At 71.2% G+C, this 15,394-nt stretch carries 11 protein-coding genes; 1 reads left to right on the top strand and 10 read right to left on the bottom strand.

Translation table 11 applies throughout. From position 1 onward, the window contains the following. Nucleotides 1-27: 27 nt before the first annotated feature. The 10 genes from F593_RS0111790 to F593_RS29885 are packed head-to-tail and all read right to left on the bottom strand — an operon-like array spanning nucleotide 28 to nucleotide 13,169. A complete protein-coding gene (locus tag F593_RS0111790; protein ID WP_022928959.1) occupies nucleotides 28-3,525 on the bottom strand; it encodes a methyltransferase domain-containing protein in 3,498 nt (1,165 codons plus the stop codon). Between the two features lie 53 nt (nucleotides 3,526-3,578). Next, nucleotides 3,579-4,790: an alginate O-acetyltransferase AlgX-related protein gene (locus F593_RS0111785; protein WP_022928958.1), complete on the bottom strand. Its 1,212-nt coding sequence runs from the start codon at nucleotides 4,788-4,790 to the stop codon at nucleotides 3,579-3,581. Further along, nucleotides 4,790-7,054, bottom strand: coding sequence for a hypothetical protein (locus tag F593_RS0111780; protein ID WP_022928957.1), 2,265 nt, complete (start codon nucleotides 7,052-7,054; stop codon nucleotides 4,790-4,792). The genes F593_RS0111785 and F593_RS0111780 overlap by 1 nt, the downstream gene beginning before the upstream one ends. Before the next feature lie 42 nt (nucleotides 7,055-7,096). Then, complete coding sequence (locus F593_RS0111775) at nucleotides 7,097-8,005, bottom strand: GNAT family N-acetyltransferase (protein ID WP_022928956.1); 909 nt, start codon at nucleotides 8,003-8,005, stop codon at nucleotides 7,097-7,099. Beyond that, a complete protein-coding gene (locus F593_RS24640; protein WP_033207087.1) occupies nucleotides 8,002-8,733 on the bottom strand; it encodes a glycosyltransferase family 2 protein in 732 nt (243 codons plus the stop codon). Before F593_RS24640 ends, F593_RS0111775 begins: the two co-directional genes overlap by 4 nt. Nucleotides 8,734-8,741: 8 nt before the next feature. Next, nucleotides 8,742-9,131 (bottom strand): DUF2304 family protein, encoded by a 390-nt coding sequence (locus F593_RS0111765; RefSeq protein WP_022928954.1) that lies wholly within the window; start codon nucleotides 9,129-9,131, stop codon nucleotides 8,742-8,744. Then, nucleotides 9,128-10,117, bottom strand: a complete 990-nt coding sequence (locus tag F593_RS0111760) for a lysylphosphatidylglycerol synthase transmembrane domain-containing protein (protein ID WP_169449188.1) — start codon at nucleotides 10,115-10,117, stop codon at nucleotides 9,128-9,130. The genes F593_RS0111765 and F593_RS0111760 overlap by 4 nt, the downstream gene beginning before the upstream one ends. 22 nt (nucleotides 10,118-10,139) lie before the next feature. Then, nucleotides 10,140-10,991, bottom strand: a complete 852-nt coding sequence (locus F593_RS24635) for a DUF3473 domain-containing protein (protein WP_022928952.1) — start codon at nucleotides 10,989-10,991, stop codon at nucleotides 10,140-10,142. Nucleotides 10,992-11,031: 40 nt separating this feature from the next. Continuing rightward, the gene (locus F593_RS24630) at nucleotides 11,032-11,898 is read right to left on the bottom strand and encodes an ABC transporter permease (RefSeq protein WP_022928951.1); all 867 of its coding nucleotides are present in this window, start codon (nucleotides 11,896-11,898) and stop codon (nucleotides 11,032-11,034) included. Then, nucleotides 11,895-13,169 carry an ABC transporter ATP-binding protein gene (locus F593_RS29885; protein ID WP_022928950.1) on the bottom strand — a complete coding sequence of 425 codons (1,275 nt, stop codon included), beginning with the start codon at nucleotides 13,167-13,169 and terminating at the stop codon, nucleotides 11,895-11,897. The genes F593_RS24630 and F593_RS29885 overlap by 4 nt, the downstream gene beginning before the upstream one ends. Nucleotides 13,170-13,240: 71 nt before the next feature. Here F593_RS29885 and F593_RS0111740 point away from each other — a divergent pair, with 71 nt between their 5' ends. Then, entirely contained in the window at nucleotides 13,241-15,394 is a 2,154-nt protein-coding gene (locus F593_RS0111740; RefSeq protein ID WP_022928949.1) for a rhamnosyltransferase WsaF family glycosyltransferase, read from the top strand.

Here is a 15,394-nt window from a genome sequence, read left to right as displayed (position 1 = left end):
CGGTCGACCCGGTTGGCCCGTCGGCGCTCAGACGGTCGCCACCACGGCGTACTCGCCGGTGGTGTACCGATCGCGGTCCACGTCACCCTCGCCGTTGGGATGGAAGAAGTACGCGGACCCGAAGCCCGCGATCCGGCAGAACGCGAGCATGGCCTCCGGGAACAGCGGGTGCTGGTGGGTGATGTCCACCCAGAAGGCCTTCAGCGCCGGCACGGAGTGTGGATTGACAGTCTCGGCGATGAACAGCCCACCCGGCTTGAGCTTGCGCGGCGCGACGGCGAGCAGGCGCCGCAGGGCCTCGGGCGGCAGGTGCTCGACCACCTGCGCGCTGAAGATCACGCCGAGACTGCCGTCCTCGCAGCTCTCGAGGTACTCGATCCCGTCGCCCAACTCGACGTCCTGGTGGCCCTTCGCCTTGCACCGAGCGACCATGCCCGCGTCGCTGTCGACGCCCCGGGCGGGGATGCCGGCGTCCGTCAGGACGTCCAGGAACTCGCCGCGGCCACAACCGAGGTCGAGCACGGGACCGCGGTCGCCGATGATCGGGAGGTACCGGCGCTGGCGGTCCGCGATGAAGTCCTCGCCCCCGCGGAACAGGTCCTCGAAGGCCCGGTAGTCCTCGGCAGGGCTGCGGTCCTCACCGGCGTGGTCGTACCCGAGGACCCGTCCCGCCGGGCCGGCGTCCCGCACCCGGAACACGTCCGAGGACATGTACGGCACCGACCGGACCTCCTGGACCAGGCGCTGGGCGTCCTGGAGGATCGGCTGAGCGTCGGTTTGCAGCCGACCGCGCTGGATCACCTCGTCCGCCAGCCGCTCTCCGAGGACGTCGATCCGCTGCGCCTGGCGCCGCAGCTCGGCGAGGACCGTCGCCTGGTCCTCGACCTCGCGGGCCGCGGTCCGCCCCAGGGCGTTCAGCGCCTCGTCACGGGCCTTCGCCACGGCTTCCATCACGGTGTAGTTGATGTCCTGCTGGTACGTCGTGTACGGCTTCATCGCGCGCAGCGCGACCTTGCGGACCGCTGCGCCCGGGCGGCCGAACCGCGACGGCCGGCGGGGTACGGTGCCGCGCTCGACGAGCCGGGCGAGGTCGTCGGCGGCCCGGGTGACCTCGGCCGAGCGGGGCACCGCCTCCAGCCGCGCGCCCGAAGCCGCCCGGGCGCCCTCGATGCGCCGCAGCCGGCGTTCGAGCTGCAGGCCCACCGCCTTCGGCGAGTGCCGCTCCCGGATGTCGGCCGCGGCTCGGTCCGCCCGCCGGCGTCGCTCCTGCGGGTCGTCGAAGACCCGCCGCATCTGGCGGGCGGCGTGCGCGACATCGGGCTCGGCCCACTCGTCGTCGGCGGGGTACGGCGCGGCGTCGTCGCCGACCGGGACCAGGCGGTAGTCGACCGGGAAGCTGTTCTCCGCGGTCATGAACTCGGTGTTGCCCGAGTAGTTCGTAGCCACGACCGGCTTGCCGAGGTACATCGCCTCGGCCATGGTCAGTCCCAGCCCCTCCGAGCGGTGCAGCGAGACGTAGCAGTCGCAGCTCGCCATGAAGCGGTTCTTGTCCCGCACGGACAGGTAGTCGTCGAACAGGAGGATGTCCGGCCGACCGTCGATCGCGCGGCGCAGCTCGGCGTGGTGCGCCGGGTCGCGATCGTGGTTGATGCACTTCAGGACGAGTGCGGCGCCGTCGTCCGGGCCGAACGCCTGGGTGTAGGCCTGTACGAGCGCCAACGGGTTCTTCCGACGGAAGACGCTGTTGTAGTCCCATGAGAACAGGAACGTGAACGCGTCGGGCCAGCCGGCCTCGCCGGGGGCGAGCGCCGGGGGTGCGGCGAACTCGATCGGTACGGGCATCTTCACCACCGGCACCGGCGACACCGCCGCGAGGGTCTCGGCCACGAAGGCGCTCCCCGCCCACACCTCGTCGACGAGGTCGAACGAGGGCACGAGGTGCTCCGGGAACCGGCCGAGCTCCCACCACCAGTAGCCAATGGTGTGACGGTCGCGGAAGAACGCGTCGCCGATGTCGTCCGCGAAGGCCGGCAGTCCGTCCGCGTTGACGAACACGAGGTTGACCGGGAACGGGTTCTCGCGGTGACCGGAGGCAACGTACGCATGTCCCTGGCGACTCGCGGGTGCGACCAGACCGACGGGCACGGACGGGATGGGCGTCGTGTCGAGCGCACCCGTCAGCTGCCGGGCCACCTCGCCGATACCGAGCTCGGACCGCAGGTAGCCGGCCACGTTGACGCCGAAGGGCACCGGCGACGGGGCGACGGGCTCGACCGGCGCAGCCGGCGCCGGTGCGGCAGGCTCGGCGGACACACCCGACGCCACCGCCGGCGGCAGCAGCTCGTCAGGGATCGGCACTTGCTCGCGCCCGTACTCGCGCACCCAGCCGATGAAGCCGTCGAGGTCCGACGCCGCTACGTCTGGGTACGCGGCGCTCAGGTCGACGCGCATGGACCACAGGGCGTGCAGGTAGCGGGTCAGACCCGGGAACCCGGGCGCGGGCTCCTGCAGCCAGGCGAGGAAGTCCTTGGAGCCCATCGGGGTGAAGATCGAGCCCTCGAAGTCCCCTGCCTCGATGGCCGCTCGGTAGAGGGCCCGGGAGAGGTGGTCGATCTGCAGCCCGTTGGGCAGGACGTCGTGCGTGTAGGGCAGCGTCCGCACCTCTTGGAAGCCGGCGGCCTCGAGCGCGTCGCCGTACCCGTCGCAGAGCTCGCGCAGGACGGGGTCCGCACGCAGGACGACGCGGTTCTGGTGCTTGCTGAGCTGGTCGCGGCGGTCGGGCGAGTAGCCGCTGAAGTGGAAGAACCGCAGCGGGTGCCCGTCCACCTCGACCTGTTCTCCCGCCTTGCCCAGGGGGCGGGTGGGCAGGTTCCAGTACGCGATGTTGTAGCTCGGGAGCTCGAGCAGATGCAGGCTCCGGACCATCCCGGGAACGAAGTCGATCCACCGCTGGTCGACGAAGAACCCCTTCTCCGTGTCGACCCGACAGTCCGTGCGCAGGCGCTCCTGCCACCACGCGACGAGGTGGTCGGTCTCGTCGCTGGCGGAGAGCCCGATGAAGCCGAGGTTGTAGACCCCCGCGATCAGGATGTCCGTCTCGCTCGGCTTCTTGCCGTCGCGGGGCATGGGCGCGGTGAGATGCGGGGTGAGCACGACGCTGCTCTCCTGCAGCGCGGCCTCGAGCTCCGTCATCCGGCTGTGCACCTGGATGTCGGGGTCGAAATAGCAGATGCCGGACCCGTCGTCGTGATGGTCCAGCATGTACCGCAACAGCCACGGCTTCACGGCCGTCGAGAACTCTAGGATGTTGTAGATCCCGCGCATCTCGTCGAGATCCGTCGGATCGATGTCGAGGTCCTCGGCTCGCACGACCTCGAACGGCTCGTCCGCCAGGTCGAGGTACCCCTCGACGTCGTCCACGAAGAGCACGAAGCACCGGGACCCGGGATGGTGGGCCGTGAACGACGACGCCAACACCCGCGCGTGGGCCACGTAGTTCTTGGCGATGATCGTGCAGATGTTCACAGGGACGGTCTCCTGGGGATCAGGGCGTGGGATTGGTGCCGGGCGGGGCGCCGCTAGCCCCGGTGGGGGCGGTCGGTGAAGACGGCGTCGGGGCTGACGCCACCGGCGCGCGAAACCGCGGCCACAACGAGGGCGTCGACGTCCACGTCGCGGGCGGGAACCCGCGGGACGAAGCGCTCCGCCGTCTCGGACACCACGATCTGCGCGCCGACCCGGTCAGCGTACGCGCCGTCCCAGCCGAACGGCGTCCAGACGAAGTGCACCTCGCGAAAGTGCTGGGCCATGAACCAGCCGAGCCCCTGGTAGGCCGTGGAGCCGAACCCGTACGAGTCGCCGTAGAGCACGACGCATCGGTCGTCGATCGCCGCTTCGTTGCGGTAGACGCGCCGGGAACCGATGTGGCCGCCCGTCCGGGCGACCTCGTCGCGGTTGTCCTCGACCACCGTGGCCGTGCCCATCGTCCCCGGCGCCTCGACGACCTCGACGATCGCAGGGCCGAACTTCGACCCGAGGTCGCCGCTGACGACGTGCGGCACCGTGGCCGCGAGGGATGAGAACGGCAGCGGCTGCAGGCCAAGCTCGGCCATCACGGCGGCGTAGAGGACGTGATTGCCGCGGTAGGAGAAGTGCGTATCGGTCCGCAGGTACACGGGGCCGTCGCCACGAGCCGCCCGCAGTTCGTCAGCTGGGTAGATCAGCGGCAGCGAGAACTCGTTGAGCAGCCGCTCGACGGGACGTGCCTGATGCGGCCTCAACTCCGTCGGGTAGTCCTCCTGGTAGACCGCCAGCTTGTCGGGCACCACGATCGACGCGGTCAGCCGACCGCCCCGGCCCATCTCCCGTGTCCGGTGCTCCATGAGCCCTATCCAGCCGCGAGCCCAATCGTCGTCCATCGGGACGTCGCCGACGAACTGTCCGAGGATGCTGTTGCTGCCGCCGCACAGGAACAGCCAGCCGCGGTGGCCGACGACGGCGATCCCGCCCTCGGAGACCGTCCCGACGGCGTGCGTGTGGGCGGCCGAGTCGGGGTGCCACCAGTTGATCCTCGACGGCGGGGGAGACGTCGGCACGGCAGCCGGCGTGGCCTTCACCCGTGCCGCGTACTCCTCGGATCCCATGATGACGTCGAGTAGCTCGCCCGTCGTCGTCAGGGAGGCGAGTTGGTGCTCGATCTCGGGCGGCGACGGTTCGCGCCCGAGCATGCCCGTGTAGGCCATCCAGACGTGCGACGGCTGCAGCGGGTCCTCCCGGGAAGGCTCCGCCATCAGCGTGCGCCCCGGTACCAATCGACCGGCTTGCCGCAGGCGTCGGCCAGCGGCACCATCCGGGTCTTCCCCCGCCGCTGCAGGACGAGCTCGGTCGGCGCGACGCTGCCGTTGTCGCCGCCGACGCGCGTACGGTCCGCCGTCAGCCGCAGCGGCACCGTACCCGTGCGTGCGACCCGAACGGCCCCCGCCGGCCAGACCGAACCGACCCGCTCCATCGCCGGCGGGAGCAGGGTGTCGAGATCGCCGATCTGCAGACGGATGGCCCGGGGGCTCGTGTACCGCAGGGCGAGGTCCCACGTCCCCTTCGTCAGGCGCACACCCGTGTCGACCCGATCACCCGGCACCATCGGCGTGAGCGGCACCGAGACGGCAGGCGGCCGGACTGCCGCCGTCCCGCCGCGGCGTTTCAGCCGACGACCGTCGGGGACACGGCAGTCCAGGACCGTCGCGCCGGCCTGGCCCTCCTCCAGCACCTGACGGTCCGGCGTAGGGCCAGTCCGGCGATACACGTCATAAACGCCCCGGCGGGCGACGACGCGGAAATTCGCCGGCATCGAGCTCGCCGCCGGGTTCCTGGGTGCGACGACGAACGTGAACCGGTCGAACGTCGCGGGCTCGATGGTGTCGGCGTCGTAGCTCTGTCCGTAGGCCCAGCCCTTCTCCGGCCGGAGGGCGAAGTCCGGGCCGGCGAACATCGGCTGCGTGACGCGCACGCCCCGGAGCTCCCAGGCGACGAAGTCGTCAACGCCGAGATACAGCGTCGGTCCGCCCTTCACCACCGGGCGCAGTGCGCTCAGGTCGCGGTAGTGCGTCCGGTCGCCCACCTGGCCGTACCGGAGGGCGCCGACGCTCGACCATACGGCCGCGGTCGCCACGGCCGCGCCCGCGACGACGAGGACACCGCGGGCGGCGAGCGCAAGACGCACCCGGCCTTCGACACGGGCCTCACTGAATGCCGCGAACGCCCCGCGTCCCACGATGAGGAACACGAAGGGCGCCGCGATGGCAAGTGCCTTGGCGACGGTGTAGGGCGACTGCCCCGGGCGGCTCAGGAACCAGACCAGCACCGCCGCGACGAACATCGTGACGAGGGCGAGCTCGCGGCGCCGGACGGCGCGGACGAGGCCGAGGAGCAGGAGTGCGATCACGACGATCACGCCGACCTCGGTCACCCATCCGGTGGCCGGGAAGCGGAAGTCGGCCTGCAGCCAGACCCCGAGCGCCTCCTCCGGGTCGATCGGCCCGGCCAGGTTGCCGATGTCGTCCTTACGGATACCGGCGTTGGCGCTCCACTCGTAGAACCGCTTGATGCGGGGTGCCTGGGGCACGAGCAGCGCGAGCATCGCGAGCGAGCCCAGCAGGGCGGAGGGAAGCAGCCACCGGGCCGCGGGCCGCCATCCGTCGGCGCGCACCGCACCGACGGCCCAGGCGAGGGCGAGCAGCCCAAGGCCCGCGACGGGCCACGCGAGACCGACGTACCCGTACATCGAGACGATCCCGGCAAGCAACACCCCGACCGGCACGAACCGCGCGACGGAGCCCGAGCGGTGCGCCGCAGTCGCCGCCACCGCGGTGCCGACCAGCAGCGTGCCCATGGCGACTTCCTTGAAGGCACCCTGGGCGTAGTACGCCGCCACGAGGTACGGCATGGCCGCGAGCGTCACGACGATCGGTCGGGCCCACCAGGCGAGGTCGCGCACGAAGTGCTGCGCCGCCAAGGCGGTCAGGACCGGCAGAGCGACGGTGAAGGCGGTGAACGCCACGTCGGTGTCCACCCCCGTCCCCGCGCCAACGAACGCCGCGACCGCATGGGGGCCCAGCGGGTACCAGGCGAGCAGCGGCGAGACGTCGGCGACCGCCTGCGAGCGCAGAGCATCGGCGAGCAGCAGGTGGGCGGCCATGTCGTTGTTGAACGACACGCCGAGCAGTCCGACGCGGCTGTTGGCCGCGAACGGCACGAGGACCAGCAGCAGCGTGGGCACCGCGATCAGCAGGCCCCACAGTGGCGGGCGCATAGCGGGCCGGCGAACGAGCAGCACCGCCCCCGCCACGGACAGGAACAGGACGAGGACGGCGACGAACGCCATACGCCCCGGCATGTGGAGCGACGGGGGGCCGGCGACGAGCAGCGCGGCCAGGCCCACAGGGCCGGCGGACCACTGCCACGTCGTCGCGCCGCAGACCCTCCAGATCAGCTGACCGACGAGGAGGGAGGCACCGACGATGAGCGCCGCGCACCCAAGCACCGCGGCCAGGCTCATCGTGCAGGCTCCTCTCGCCGGCCACCGCGTGCGGCGGACCAGTTAGTACGCATCGAAGTCCAGCAACTCGAAGCGTCCGACGTGCGGGGCCGCCCGCTGCTCGTCGTCGAGCCACCGGAAGATGAGGTTGAGAGGCGACGGTCGTAGGCGCGCCGGCAGCGGGATCCCGGAGAGTTCGAGTCCCGCGTGCCGACCGACGTGCAGGGCGAGAGGAGCCGAGTGATGCCGGCAGACGGCCCGCACCAGGGCGTCGGCCTCGTCACGTGCCACGTCGTGGTCGGCCAACACGGCCAGGATCACCCCGACGTTCACCCCGGACCGACGCTCGACCGTCGAGACCGCCAGGAGACCGTCCCCGCGGTGCACCGCGTACGTCCGTCGCGGGGACCGCAGGCGCCAGGCGAGCGTCTCGGGCGTCCAGACGGGCTCGACGCCCCGTCGCGTCTGCGGCGCGTCCGCAAGCAACGCGCCGATCGCCGGGTCTCCCGCGATACCGACCCCGTCGGCCGTCGCCGAGGCGATGCGCGCGCCGCGGCCGGGCCGGGGCACGAGCACCGTCGCGGGCAGCGGCCCCAGCAGCGTGAAGCCCAGGCGGCGCAGGAAGCCTGGGGTCGAGTTGGCGTTCGCGACGCCGACGACGGCCACCATGCCGCGCTCACGCGCCTGGTCGATCGTGGCCTCCGCCAGACGCGTGAAGACGCCGCCCCCGCGCGCCCGCTCGGCGACCGCGGTGTTGAGGGAAAGTGCCACGCCGATCTCGCCCTTGGGCGTCGCGAACCGGCAGGGCACCAGGGCGTAGTGGGCGGCGCGCCCGGCGTCGTCGTCGACGTTCGTCTCGACGACGGGGCCGTTCGGGGCGTCGCGGTACAGCCACCGCAGATAGCCGGCGTCCGCGACATCGGAGTCGGGGAACACCTCGCGGAGGAGCAGTCTGGTCGGTTCGTCGCTCATCGCGATCCTCCTTGAGGGGTCAGCGCTGTGTGCGAGCCGCCGCGCGCGCGGCGGGGCATCAGTTCGACGGCCAGCAGGACGCGCAGCACGTACCACGTGCTCGCGACGACGCCGGCGCTCGCCACGCCGGCCGTGCGCGGCGCCATCTCGACCGCACACTCGACAACCGTCGCGCCCTCGCGGCCCGCGATCACGAGCGCCTCGACCGTGTCGCCAAGGTACTCCGTGGGGTAGTCCGAGGCGAACCGCATGAGCAGCCGCGGACCTATGGCCCGGAAGCCCGAGCTGGCATCGGTGATCGGTGTCCCCAGGGCCGCACGTACGCGCCACGCGAGAACCCGCATGGCCACCCGACGCGTGCGGCTGACCGCGAAGCTCCCCCGCCCGTCGAGGAAGCGGCTGCCGACGACCATGTCGGCCCCCGTCTCGTCCATCGTGGCCAGGAGGCGGTCGATCGCCGCGGGGTCGTGCTGATCGTCGGCGTCGACCTGCACGACCGTGTCGTAGCCGTTGAGCAGGGCGTACCGGAACCCGCACCGGAGCGCGCCACCGACGCCGAGGTTGCTCGGCAGGCTGAGCACGGCAGCGCCGGCCGACCGGGCCACGTGGGCCGTGCGGTCCGTGCAGCCGTCGTCGATGACGCAGGCGTCGAACCCGGCGCCCTGGACGCGTGCGATGACGCCGCCGACCGTGGCTTCCTCGTTCAGTGCCGGGATCAAGATCAGCACGCGCCTTGTCACGGTGTGCGCTCCGCGTCGGCGTTTAGAGCGGTCGGCGCGCGTTGCGCCTCGAGGGCACGAACCCGCTGCTCAAGCAGCGCGCTGTACTCGCCGAGGTCCTGGGCGACCCGCTGCATGCCGGAGACCGAGATCGAGAGCTGCACGCAGATGGCCGCGAGGCATGAGATGAAGACGCCGAGGGAGAAGCCCGTCGGCGTGAACCCGAAGTCGCGCACCACGTGGTCCGCGAGGGCATCCAGGACCGGGGCTCCGACGATGGCGAACAGCGCGGCGACGGACCAACCGAGGCCGTAGCGGATCGTCAGCAGCTGCCGGCGGACGAGCACCACGGTGGAGGCGAGCAGCAGCGCGCCGCCGAGGGCGATGAGTACCGCCTGAGCGCTCATGCGGACTCCAGAGCGGGGCGCATGCCGTGCATGGCCAGGAGGACGGCTCCGGGCACGCTGGCCACGAAGAGGACGGCGACCGTTGCCAGTGAGATCAGCGTGGCGTCGGTGGACGACACGCCGGACGCCCCGAGCAGGACGATGTAGCTGCCCTCACGGATGCCGAAGCCTCCGATCGAGACGGGCATGAGTATCGCGAGGGTGACCAGGGTGAAGGCGACCGCCGCGGCCGAGAACGTCAGGTCAATGGAGAACGCCCGGGCGATCGCGCAGATCTGCAGCACGATCAGCACCTGGAAGAGCAGGCTGCTCACGGCCACCCCGGCCGCGACGGACGGCACGGCGATGGAGGCGTGACTGATCCGTCGGACCTCCCGGAGCGGGGACACCGCGCGCTGCGGCAGGCGCCGCGCCATCCAGGCGGGGGGACGCACGATCAGGAGCAACGCCAGGGCGCCGACGACGGCGCACAGGACGAGCACGACGACCAGCGAATGCACCTGCACGGTCGGCACCGCGTCGCGGTTGAGCACCAGTGCGGCCAAGGCGACAGCCAGCAGGCCAGCGAAGGCGGCGGCGCGGTCGAGCACGACCGTGAGGCCGGCGCGGGCCAAGGCGCTGCCCCGGCGCGCGACCAGGAGCGCTCGTGCGACGTCGCCACCGACGGAGGTCGGCAGGAAGGTGCTCGTGAACGTCGAGACGGCATAGACGCGGCCGATCTGGCGAACGGTCAGGTCGAGCCCCGCCGCCCGCAGGAACAGCTTCCACCGCAGGGCACCCACGGTCAGGGCCGCCATGACGAGCGCGACCGCCGCGAGGGCCCAAGCTGGATGCCCGTTCTCGACGCGGTCCTGCATCGCGGACCAGTCGATCTGGCGCGCCACCACGGCGAGCAGGGCGACGGTGATGACCACGCGGAGCCAGGGCGACCGCCCGATGGAGGCGACACGCGCCCGCCACGGGTGCTCTCGGGACAGTCGAACCACTGCAGGAACGTATCGAAGCCCGTCATCGCGGGGCCGCAGGGGCCCCGGGCTCGATGGAGTACGTGGGCAGGCGGTCGACCGGCAGCGACGCCGCCAGCTCGGCGAGGGGCGGACCGAACCCACCGCCGGCGGCAATCACCCGGTCGACGCGCTTCAGCGTCCCCCGCCGGCGGTGGTGGACGATGCGACTCGTCACGTACCCCGCGTGCGGGAGGACCTCGAACGGCTCCTCGGTGTCGAAGTCGTAGGGGTGCGTGTACGCCCAGCCGGCCGGGGTGCGTCCGGCGCGGCGGGCGACGAACTCCACGATCGGCATGGGGAGGTACCGCAGGTAGACCCCGCCGAGGAACGGCACGGTCGCAGAGCCGCGCCCGAACACCGGGCAGGGCAGTTCGACCGGCCCGTCGGCCCAACGGAACGGGGTGCGGGGCGCACCGGCGAGGCCGTGCAGCGGGTTGTTGGCGGGCAGCACGCTGGAGGAGTAGGTGAACCCGGCCTCGGTCAACGCGGCGGGGGCCCAAGGCGTCTGCGCGGTGAGCGAGAAGATCGGGGCCCGGTAGCCCACGACGGGCCGGCCGGTCAGGTCCTCGAGGATCGCCTTGCCCTCGCGCAGCTCCGGCAGGAACCGCGCCTCGCCCGTCTCGGCGATCGGCACGTGGTGCAGGGCGTGCAGCGCCACCTCGTGACCGGCGTCGGCGACGGCCCGGATCAGCTCGGGCGCCTCGTGAGCGAGCGTGGCGACGACGAAGAACGTCCCCCGCGCGCCGTGCTGATCGAGCCAGCGCAGCACGTCGTGCGTGGGCCGGGCGCACCGCACCGGGGCGGGCGTCCCGACCCGATGGTCCTCGAGGTCCAGGGTGAACGTGATGGGCACCGCGCCATGCTACTTCCGGGCGGGCCGGCCGCTCCGCGCCCTAGAGCAGCTCGGCGGCGGTGGCCGCCTGGCGGTTGAAGTACCAGAGGCCGAACACGAAGACGAAGCAGATGATCCCGATGGGGATCAGGGCCTGGGGGAAGCCGCCCCACGAGGTGATCGCTCCCGGCGCGCGCGCGTCCACGACGAGGTAGCGGACGCCCTCCATGATCCCCGTCAGCGGGTTGACCTGGAGGACAGAGGTGATCGGCTCCTTCGTGTTCTCGACGGTGTAGAGCACCGGCGAGGCGTAGAACAGCGCCTGCGTGAACACCCCCCAGATCGGGAGCACGTCGCGGTAACGGACGAAGGCGGCGGAGACGACCATCGCCACGCCGGTCGTGAACACGATGAGCGGGATCAGGGCTACCGGCAGGAGCAGCCACGTCCAGCGGATCGGCACGCCGTTGGCGAGCACGAAGACGAAGACGGCGACGAGGTTGACGGCCAGGTTCATGAGGGCGGTCACGACCACCGACAGCGGGATGACCATCCGCGGGAACTGCATCTTGCGGACCATGTTCTCGCGGACCACGACGGACTGGACGGCGTTCGACGTCGCCTCCGCGAAGAACTGGTACAGCATGATGTTCATCAGCAGCAGCGCCGGGTAGTTCGGGATGTCCTTCCCGAGCGGCACGATCTGCGTGAAGACGGTGTAGTAGACGCCGAACATCATCAGCGGGCGCATCAGCGTCCACAGGTAGCCCAGGACCGAGCCGAAGTACGAGAGCCGGAACTCGGTGATCGCGACCATCCAGGTCAGCGACCAGAATCGGCGAAAGCCGCCGCCCAGGGCGGCGGGGCCGCGGATCTCGCGGAGCGGGGCGGGGGCGACCGACGCGGCGGGCTCCAGTTCGAGACTCATCGGACGCCTTCCGTCTGGATGTTCGAGACCGCGACGCGCGTGGGCACGGTCACCGCGCCGACGGTCTCGCGGGTCGCCGAGTGCACGATGAGCTCGCCCGCGTTGCGGGCGTCGATCACGACGTCTGCCTCGGCGGTGCCCTGCGTGAGCAGGACGCCGAGGTCGTAGTGCCCGTCGGCGAGCACGACGTCCCATTCGACATTGGCCCGGACGCGCTGGCCGGGGGTGAGTGGCCCGTGCTCGTAGAGCAACACGAGAGCCCCGGTGACGACCGCGTGCTCCGCGTCGCGCAGCTGGACGACGAGCACGGGGTGCTCGATGTGCTGAAGCGCCTGCAGCTCGACGCGGACCTGGACGGGCTCGCCGCTCGGCAGGCTGCGGACGGGCATTCCTGCCGCATCCTCCACGCTGAGCTCGGCAAGGACGCGCTCCGTGGTGCGGGACGGCGGCTCAACCTCGGGCTCGGCCTCGACGTCCGGCTCGTCCTCGACCTCGACCGGGAGCAGCTCGCCCACGGGCTCGGGCTGCTCGGGGGTCGCGAAGTTCGCGGCCAGGTAGGCCCGCCCGACCGCGGCGGGGTCACCGATCAGCTCGATCTCGCCGTCGTGCAGAAACATCGCGCGATGGCAGAAGCGCTCGACCGCGCTCATGTCGTGGGTGACGAGGATGATCGTGCGCCCTTCGTCGCGCAGGCGGTAAAAGACGTCGAGGCACTTCTGGGCGAACGCGGCGTCGCCGACGGCGAGGACCTCGTCGATCAGGAGCACGTCGGCCGACGCCTGGACCATCACGGAGAACGCCAGCCGGACCTGCATGCCCGAGGAGTAGTTCTTGAGCTTCATGTCGAGGAAGTCCTCGAGCTCGGCGAACTCGATCACCTCATCGAAGCGCCGGCGGGCCTCCTTCGGGGAGAGGCCCATCATCACGCCGTTGATCACGACGTTGTCCATGGCGGTCAGGTCGGGGTTGAAGCCGACGCCGAGCTCGATGAACGGGGCGAGCCGACCGGCCACGGAGATGCGCCCGCGCTCCGGGCGGTAGATGCCCGCCATGCACTTGAGCAGCGTGCTCTTCCCGGAGCCGTTGCGGCCGACGATGCCGAAAAACTCCCCACGCTGGACCTCGAACGAGACCCCCTTCAGAACGGGGTACTCCCGGTAGTCCGTGGAGCGCAGCGGGTGCAACATCCGCTCCTTGAGCGTATGCACGTGCTGCTTGGGAATCCGGAACGTCTTCTCGAGGTCCTGGACGACGAGCGCGGACTCAGTCACGACCGCACAGCGTAGTCCCCCGGCGCGTGACGGGCTTCACCCTCCCGGGGGCACCGCTAGCGTGTGGCGGAGTGACCGACTCCCGCCCGACCCCCACCACCGCCGTCGTCGTGCCCACCAAGAACGGGATGCCGCTTGTGGCCGAGGTCTTCGCCGCCATCGCTCGCGAGCGCCCCGACGAGTTCCTCGTGGTGGACTCCGGCTCGACCGACGGCACGGTCGCCGCAGCGCGCGCCGCGGGCGCCACGGTGCTCGAGATCGATCCGGCGACGTTCGGGCACGGCCGCACCCGCAACCTGGCGGTCGGGGAGGTCTCCGCCGACATCGTCTGCTTCCTCACGCAGGACGCCACGCCCGTCGTCGGCTGGTTGCAGGCCTACGTCGATGCGTTCGCCGAGGACGAGCGGATCGCGGCGGCGTTCGGCCCGCACCTGCCCCGCCCCGACACGAGCCCGATGATCGCCCGGGAGCTCATCGACTTCTTCGGCCCGTTCTCCCCCAGCGGCCGGGTGCAGGTGCACCACCGGCACGACGAGCCCGGGTGGCACCCCGAGTTCCTGTCGAACGCGAACGCGGCGTACCGCCGCTCCGCGCTGCTCCAGATCCCCTTCCGCGATGTCGGCTACGCCGAGGATCAGGCCTTCGCGCGCGACGCCTACGCCGGTGGCTGGGCGAAGGCGTATCAGCCGCGAGCGGCGGTGCTGCACGCGCACGACTACCCGTGGGTGTCGTTCATGCGCCGGTACTTCGACGAGTACCGGGGACTGCGCGAGACGGCCGGATACCGAATGTCGTTCTACCCGCGGGGGATGCTCCGCGACACGCTCGCCGAGGCGCGCGCCGACGCCGGCTGGCTGAAGGATCTCGGGGTGCCCGTCGGCACCCGGCGCCGGTGGATGCTCCGCTCGGCAAGACACCACGGCGGTCGCCGCATTGCCGGACTCGCAGGCGGCCGGTCCGAGTCCCTACCTGCCCCGGTACGCCGGCTCGTCTCGCTCGAGCGCCGCGGCGGAGCCGCGAGCGTCGAGGCCGTCCCTCCGGCCCCGCCCAAGACGCCGGCTGACCTACCGTTGTCCGCGGTCGAGACCACCCGGGTCGGCCCCGCTCCATTCTCGACACCGTACGCAGTCGTCGCGGAAGTCGAGACACATGGCGTCATCCCGCTGGATCCAGCCTGGCGCCTCGACGCCTCGACCCCCGCGCTCGACATCGCAGTCATCGTCCCGGGGTTCCGGCCCGGTAGCGGCGGTCATTCGACGATCTTCACGCTGATCGAACAGCTCGAGCGCCTCGGACACCGCTGCTCGATCTGGCTGCATGACCCCTTCGGCATGCACCTCCGACAGACCGCCGACGATGTCCGAGCCGACATCCGTCGGCATTTCCGACACCTCGAGGCGACGGTCCATGTCGGCTTCGGCGACTGGCGCGGAACCAGCGTCGCGCTCGCTACCGGATGGGACACGGTCTACGCGGCCCTCCGGCTGCCGCGCACGGGCGCTCGCGCGTACCTGGTCCAGGACCACGAGCCCGAGTTCTTCGCCACGTCGGCGGAGCGTCTTTGGGCCAATCGGACCTACTCCTACGGGCTCCACCCGATCTGCGCGAGTCGATGGCTCTCCGATCTGCTCGAACGAGAGCACGGCGGCCCGAGCACGTTCTTCGACCTCGGGGTAGACCATGGCATCTACCGTCCGAGCGAGGACGTCGAGCGACGACGCGACACCGTGGCCTTCTACGCCCGGACCTCGACGCCTCGACGCGCAGGTCCCTTGGCAGTCATGGCGCTCAGCGAGCTGCTGCGGCGCCGGGGGGACGTACGGGTGGTGGGGTTTGGCTCGGCCCAGCCCCCCGAGCTGCCGTTCGCATATCAGAACGCTGGCGTGCTGCCGCCCGAAGGCCTCGCCCGTCTCTACCGCGAGTCGACGGTGGGACTCACGCTGTCGCTGACGAACTACTCGCTCGTCCCACAGGAGATGCTTGCCTGCGGCCTGCCGTGCGTCGACGTCGCTGGGTTCAGCAGCGAAGTCGCCTATGGCGGAGCGACGCCGGTCGACCTGGCCCAGCCCACCGTGCCGGCCCTGGCGGACGCCATGGAGCGGCTTCTCGACGACCGGGGCCAGTGGGCCGAGCGTTCACGTGCAGGCCTGGAGTTCGTAGCGGAGCAGACGTGGGAGACGGCGGCCGAACGTGTCGAGCACGGTCTTCGCGCCGCACTCCGGTAA

The organism is Patulibacter americanus DSM 16676 (genome assembly GCF_000420025.1).
Taxonomy (GTDB): domain Bacteria; phylum Actinomycetota; class Thermoleophilia; order Solirubrobacterales; family Solirubrobacteraceae; genus Patulibacter; species Patulibacter americanus.
This window is presented reverse-complemented; position numbering and strand designations above follow the sequence as displayed.

Bases quoted from the DNA above. Each gene is read 5' to 3' on its own strand.
- F593_RS0111785 (WP_022928958.1), bottom strand. From the start codon at position 4,790: ATGGCGGAGCCTTCCCGGGAGGACCCGCTGCAGCCGTCGCACGTCTGG.
- F593_RS0111780 (WP_022928957.1), bottom strand. From the start codon at position 7,054: ATGAGCCTGGCCGCGGTGCTTGGGTGCGCGGCGCTCATCGTCGGTGCC.
- F593_RS0111775 (WP_022928956.1), bottom strand. From the start codon at position 8,005: ATGAGCGACGAACCGACCAGACTGCTCCTCCGCGAGGTGTTCCCCGAC.
- F593_RS0111765 (WP_022928954.1), bottom strand. From the start codon at position 9,131: ATGAGCGCTCAGGCGGTACTCATCGCCCTCGGCGGCGCGCTGCTGCTC.
- F593_RS24630 (WP_022928951.1), bottom strand. From the start codon at position 11,898: ATGAGTCTCGAACTGGAGCCCGCCGCGTCGGTCGCCCCCGCCCCGCTC.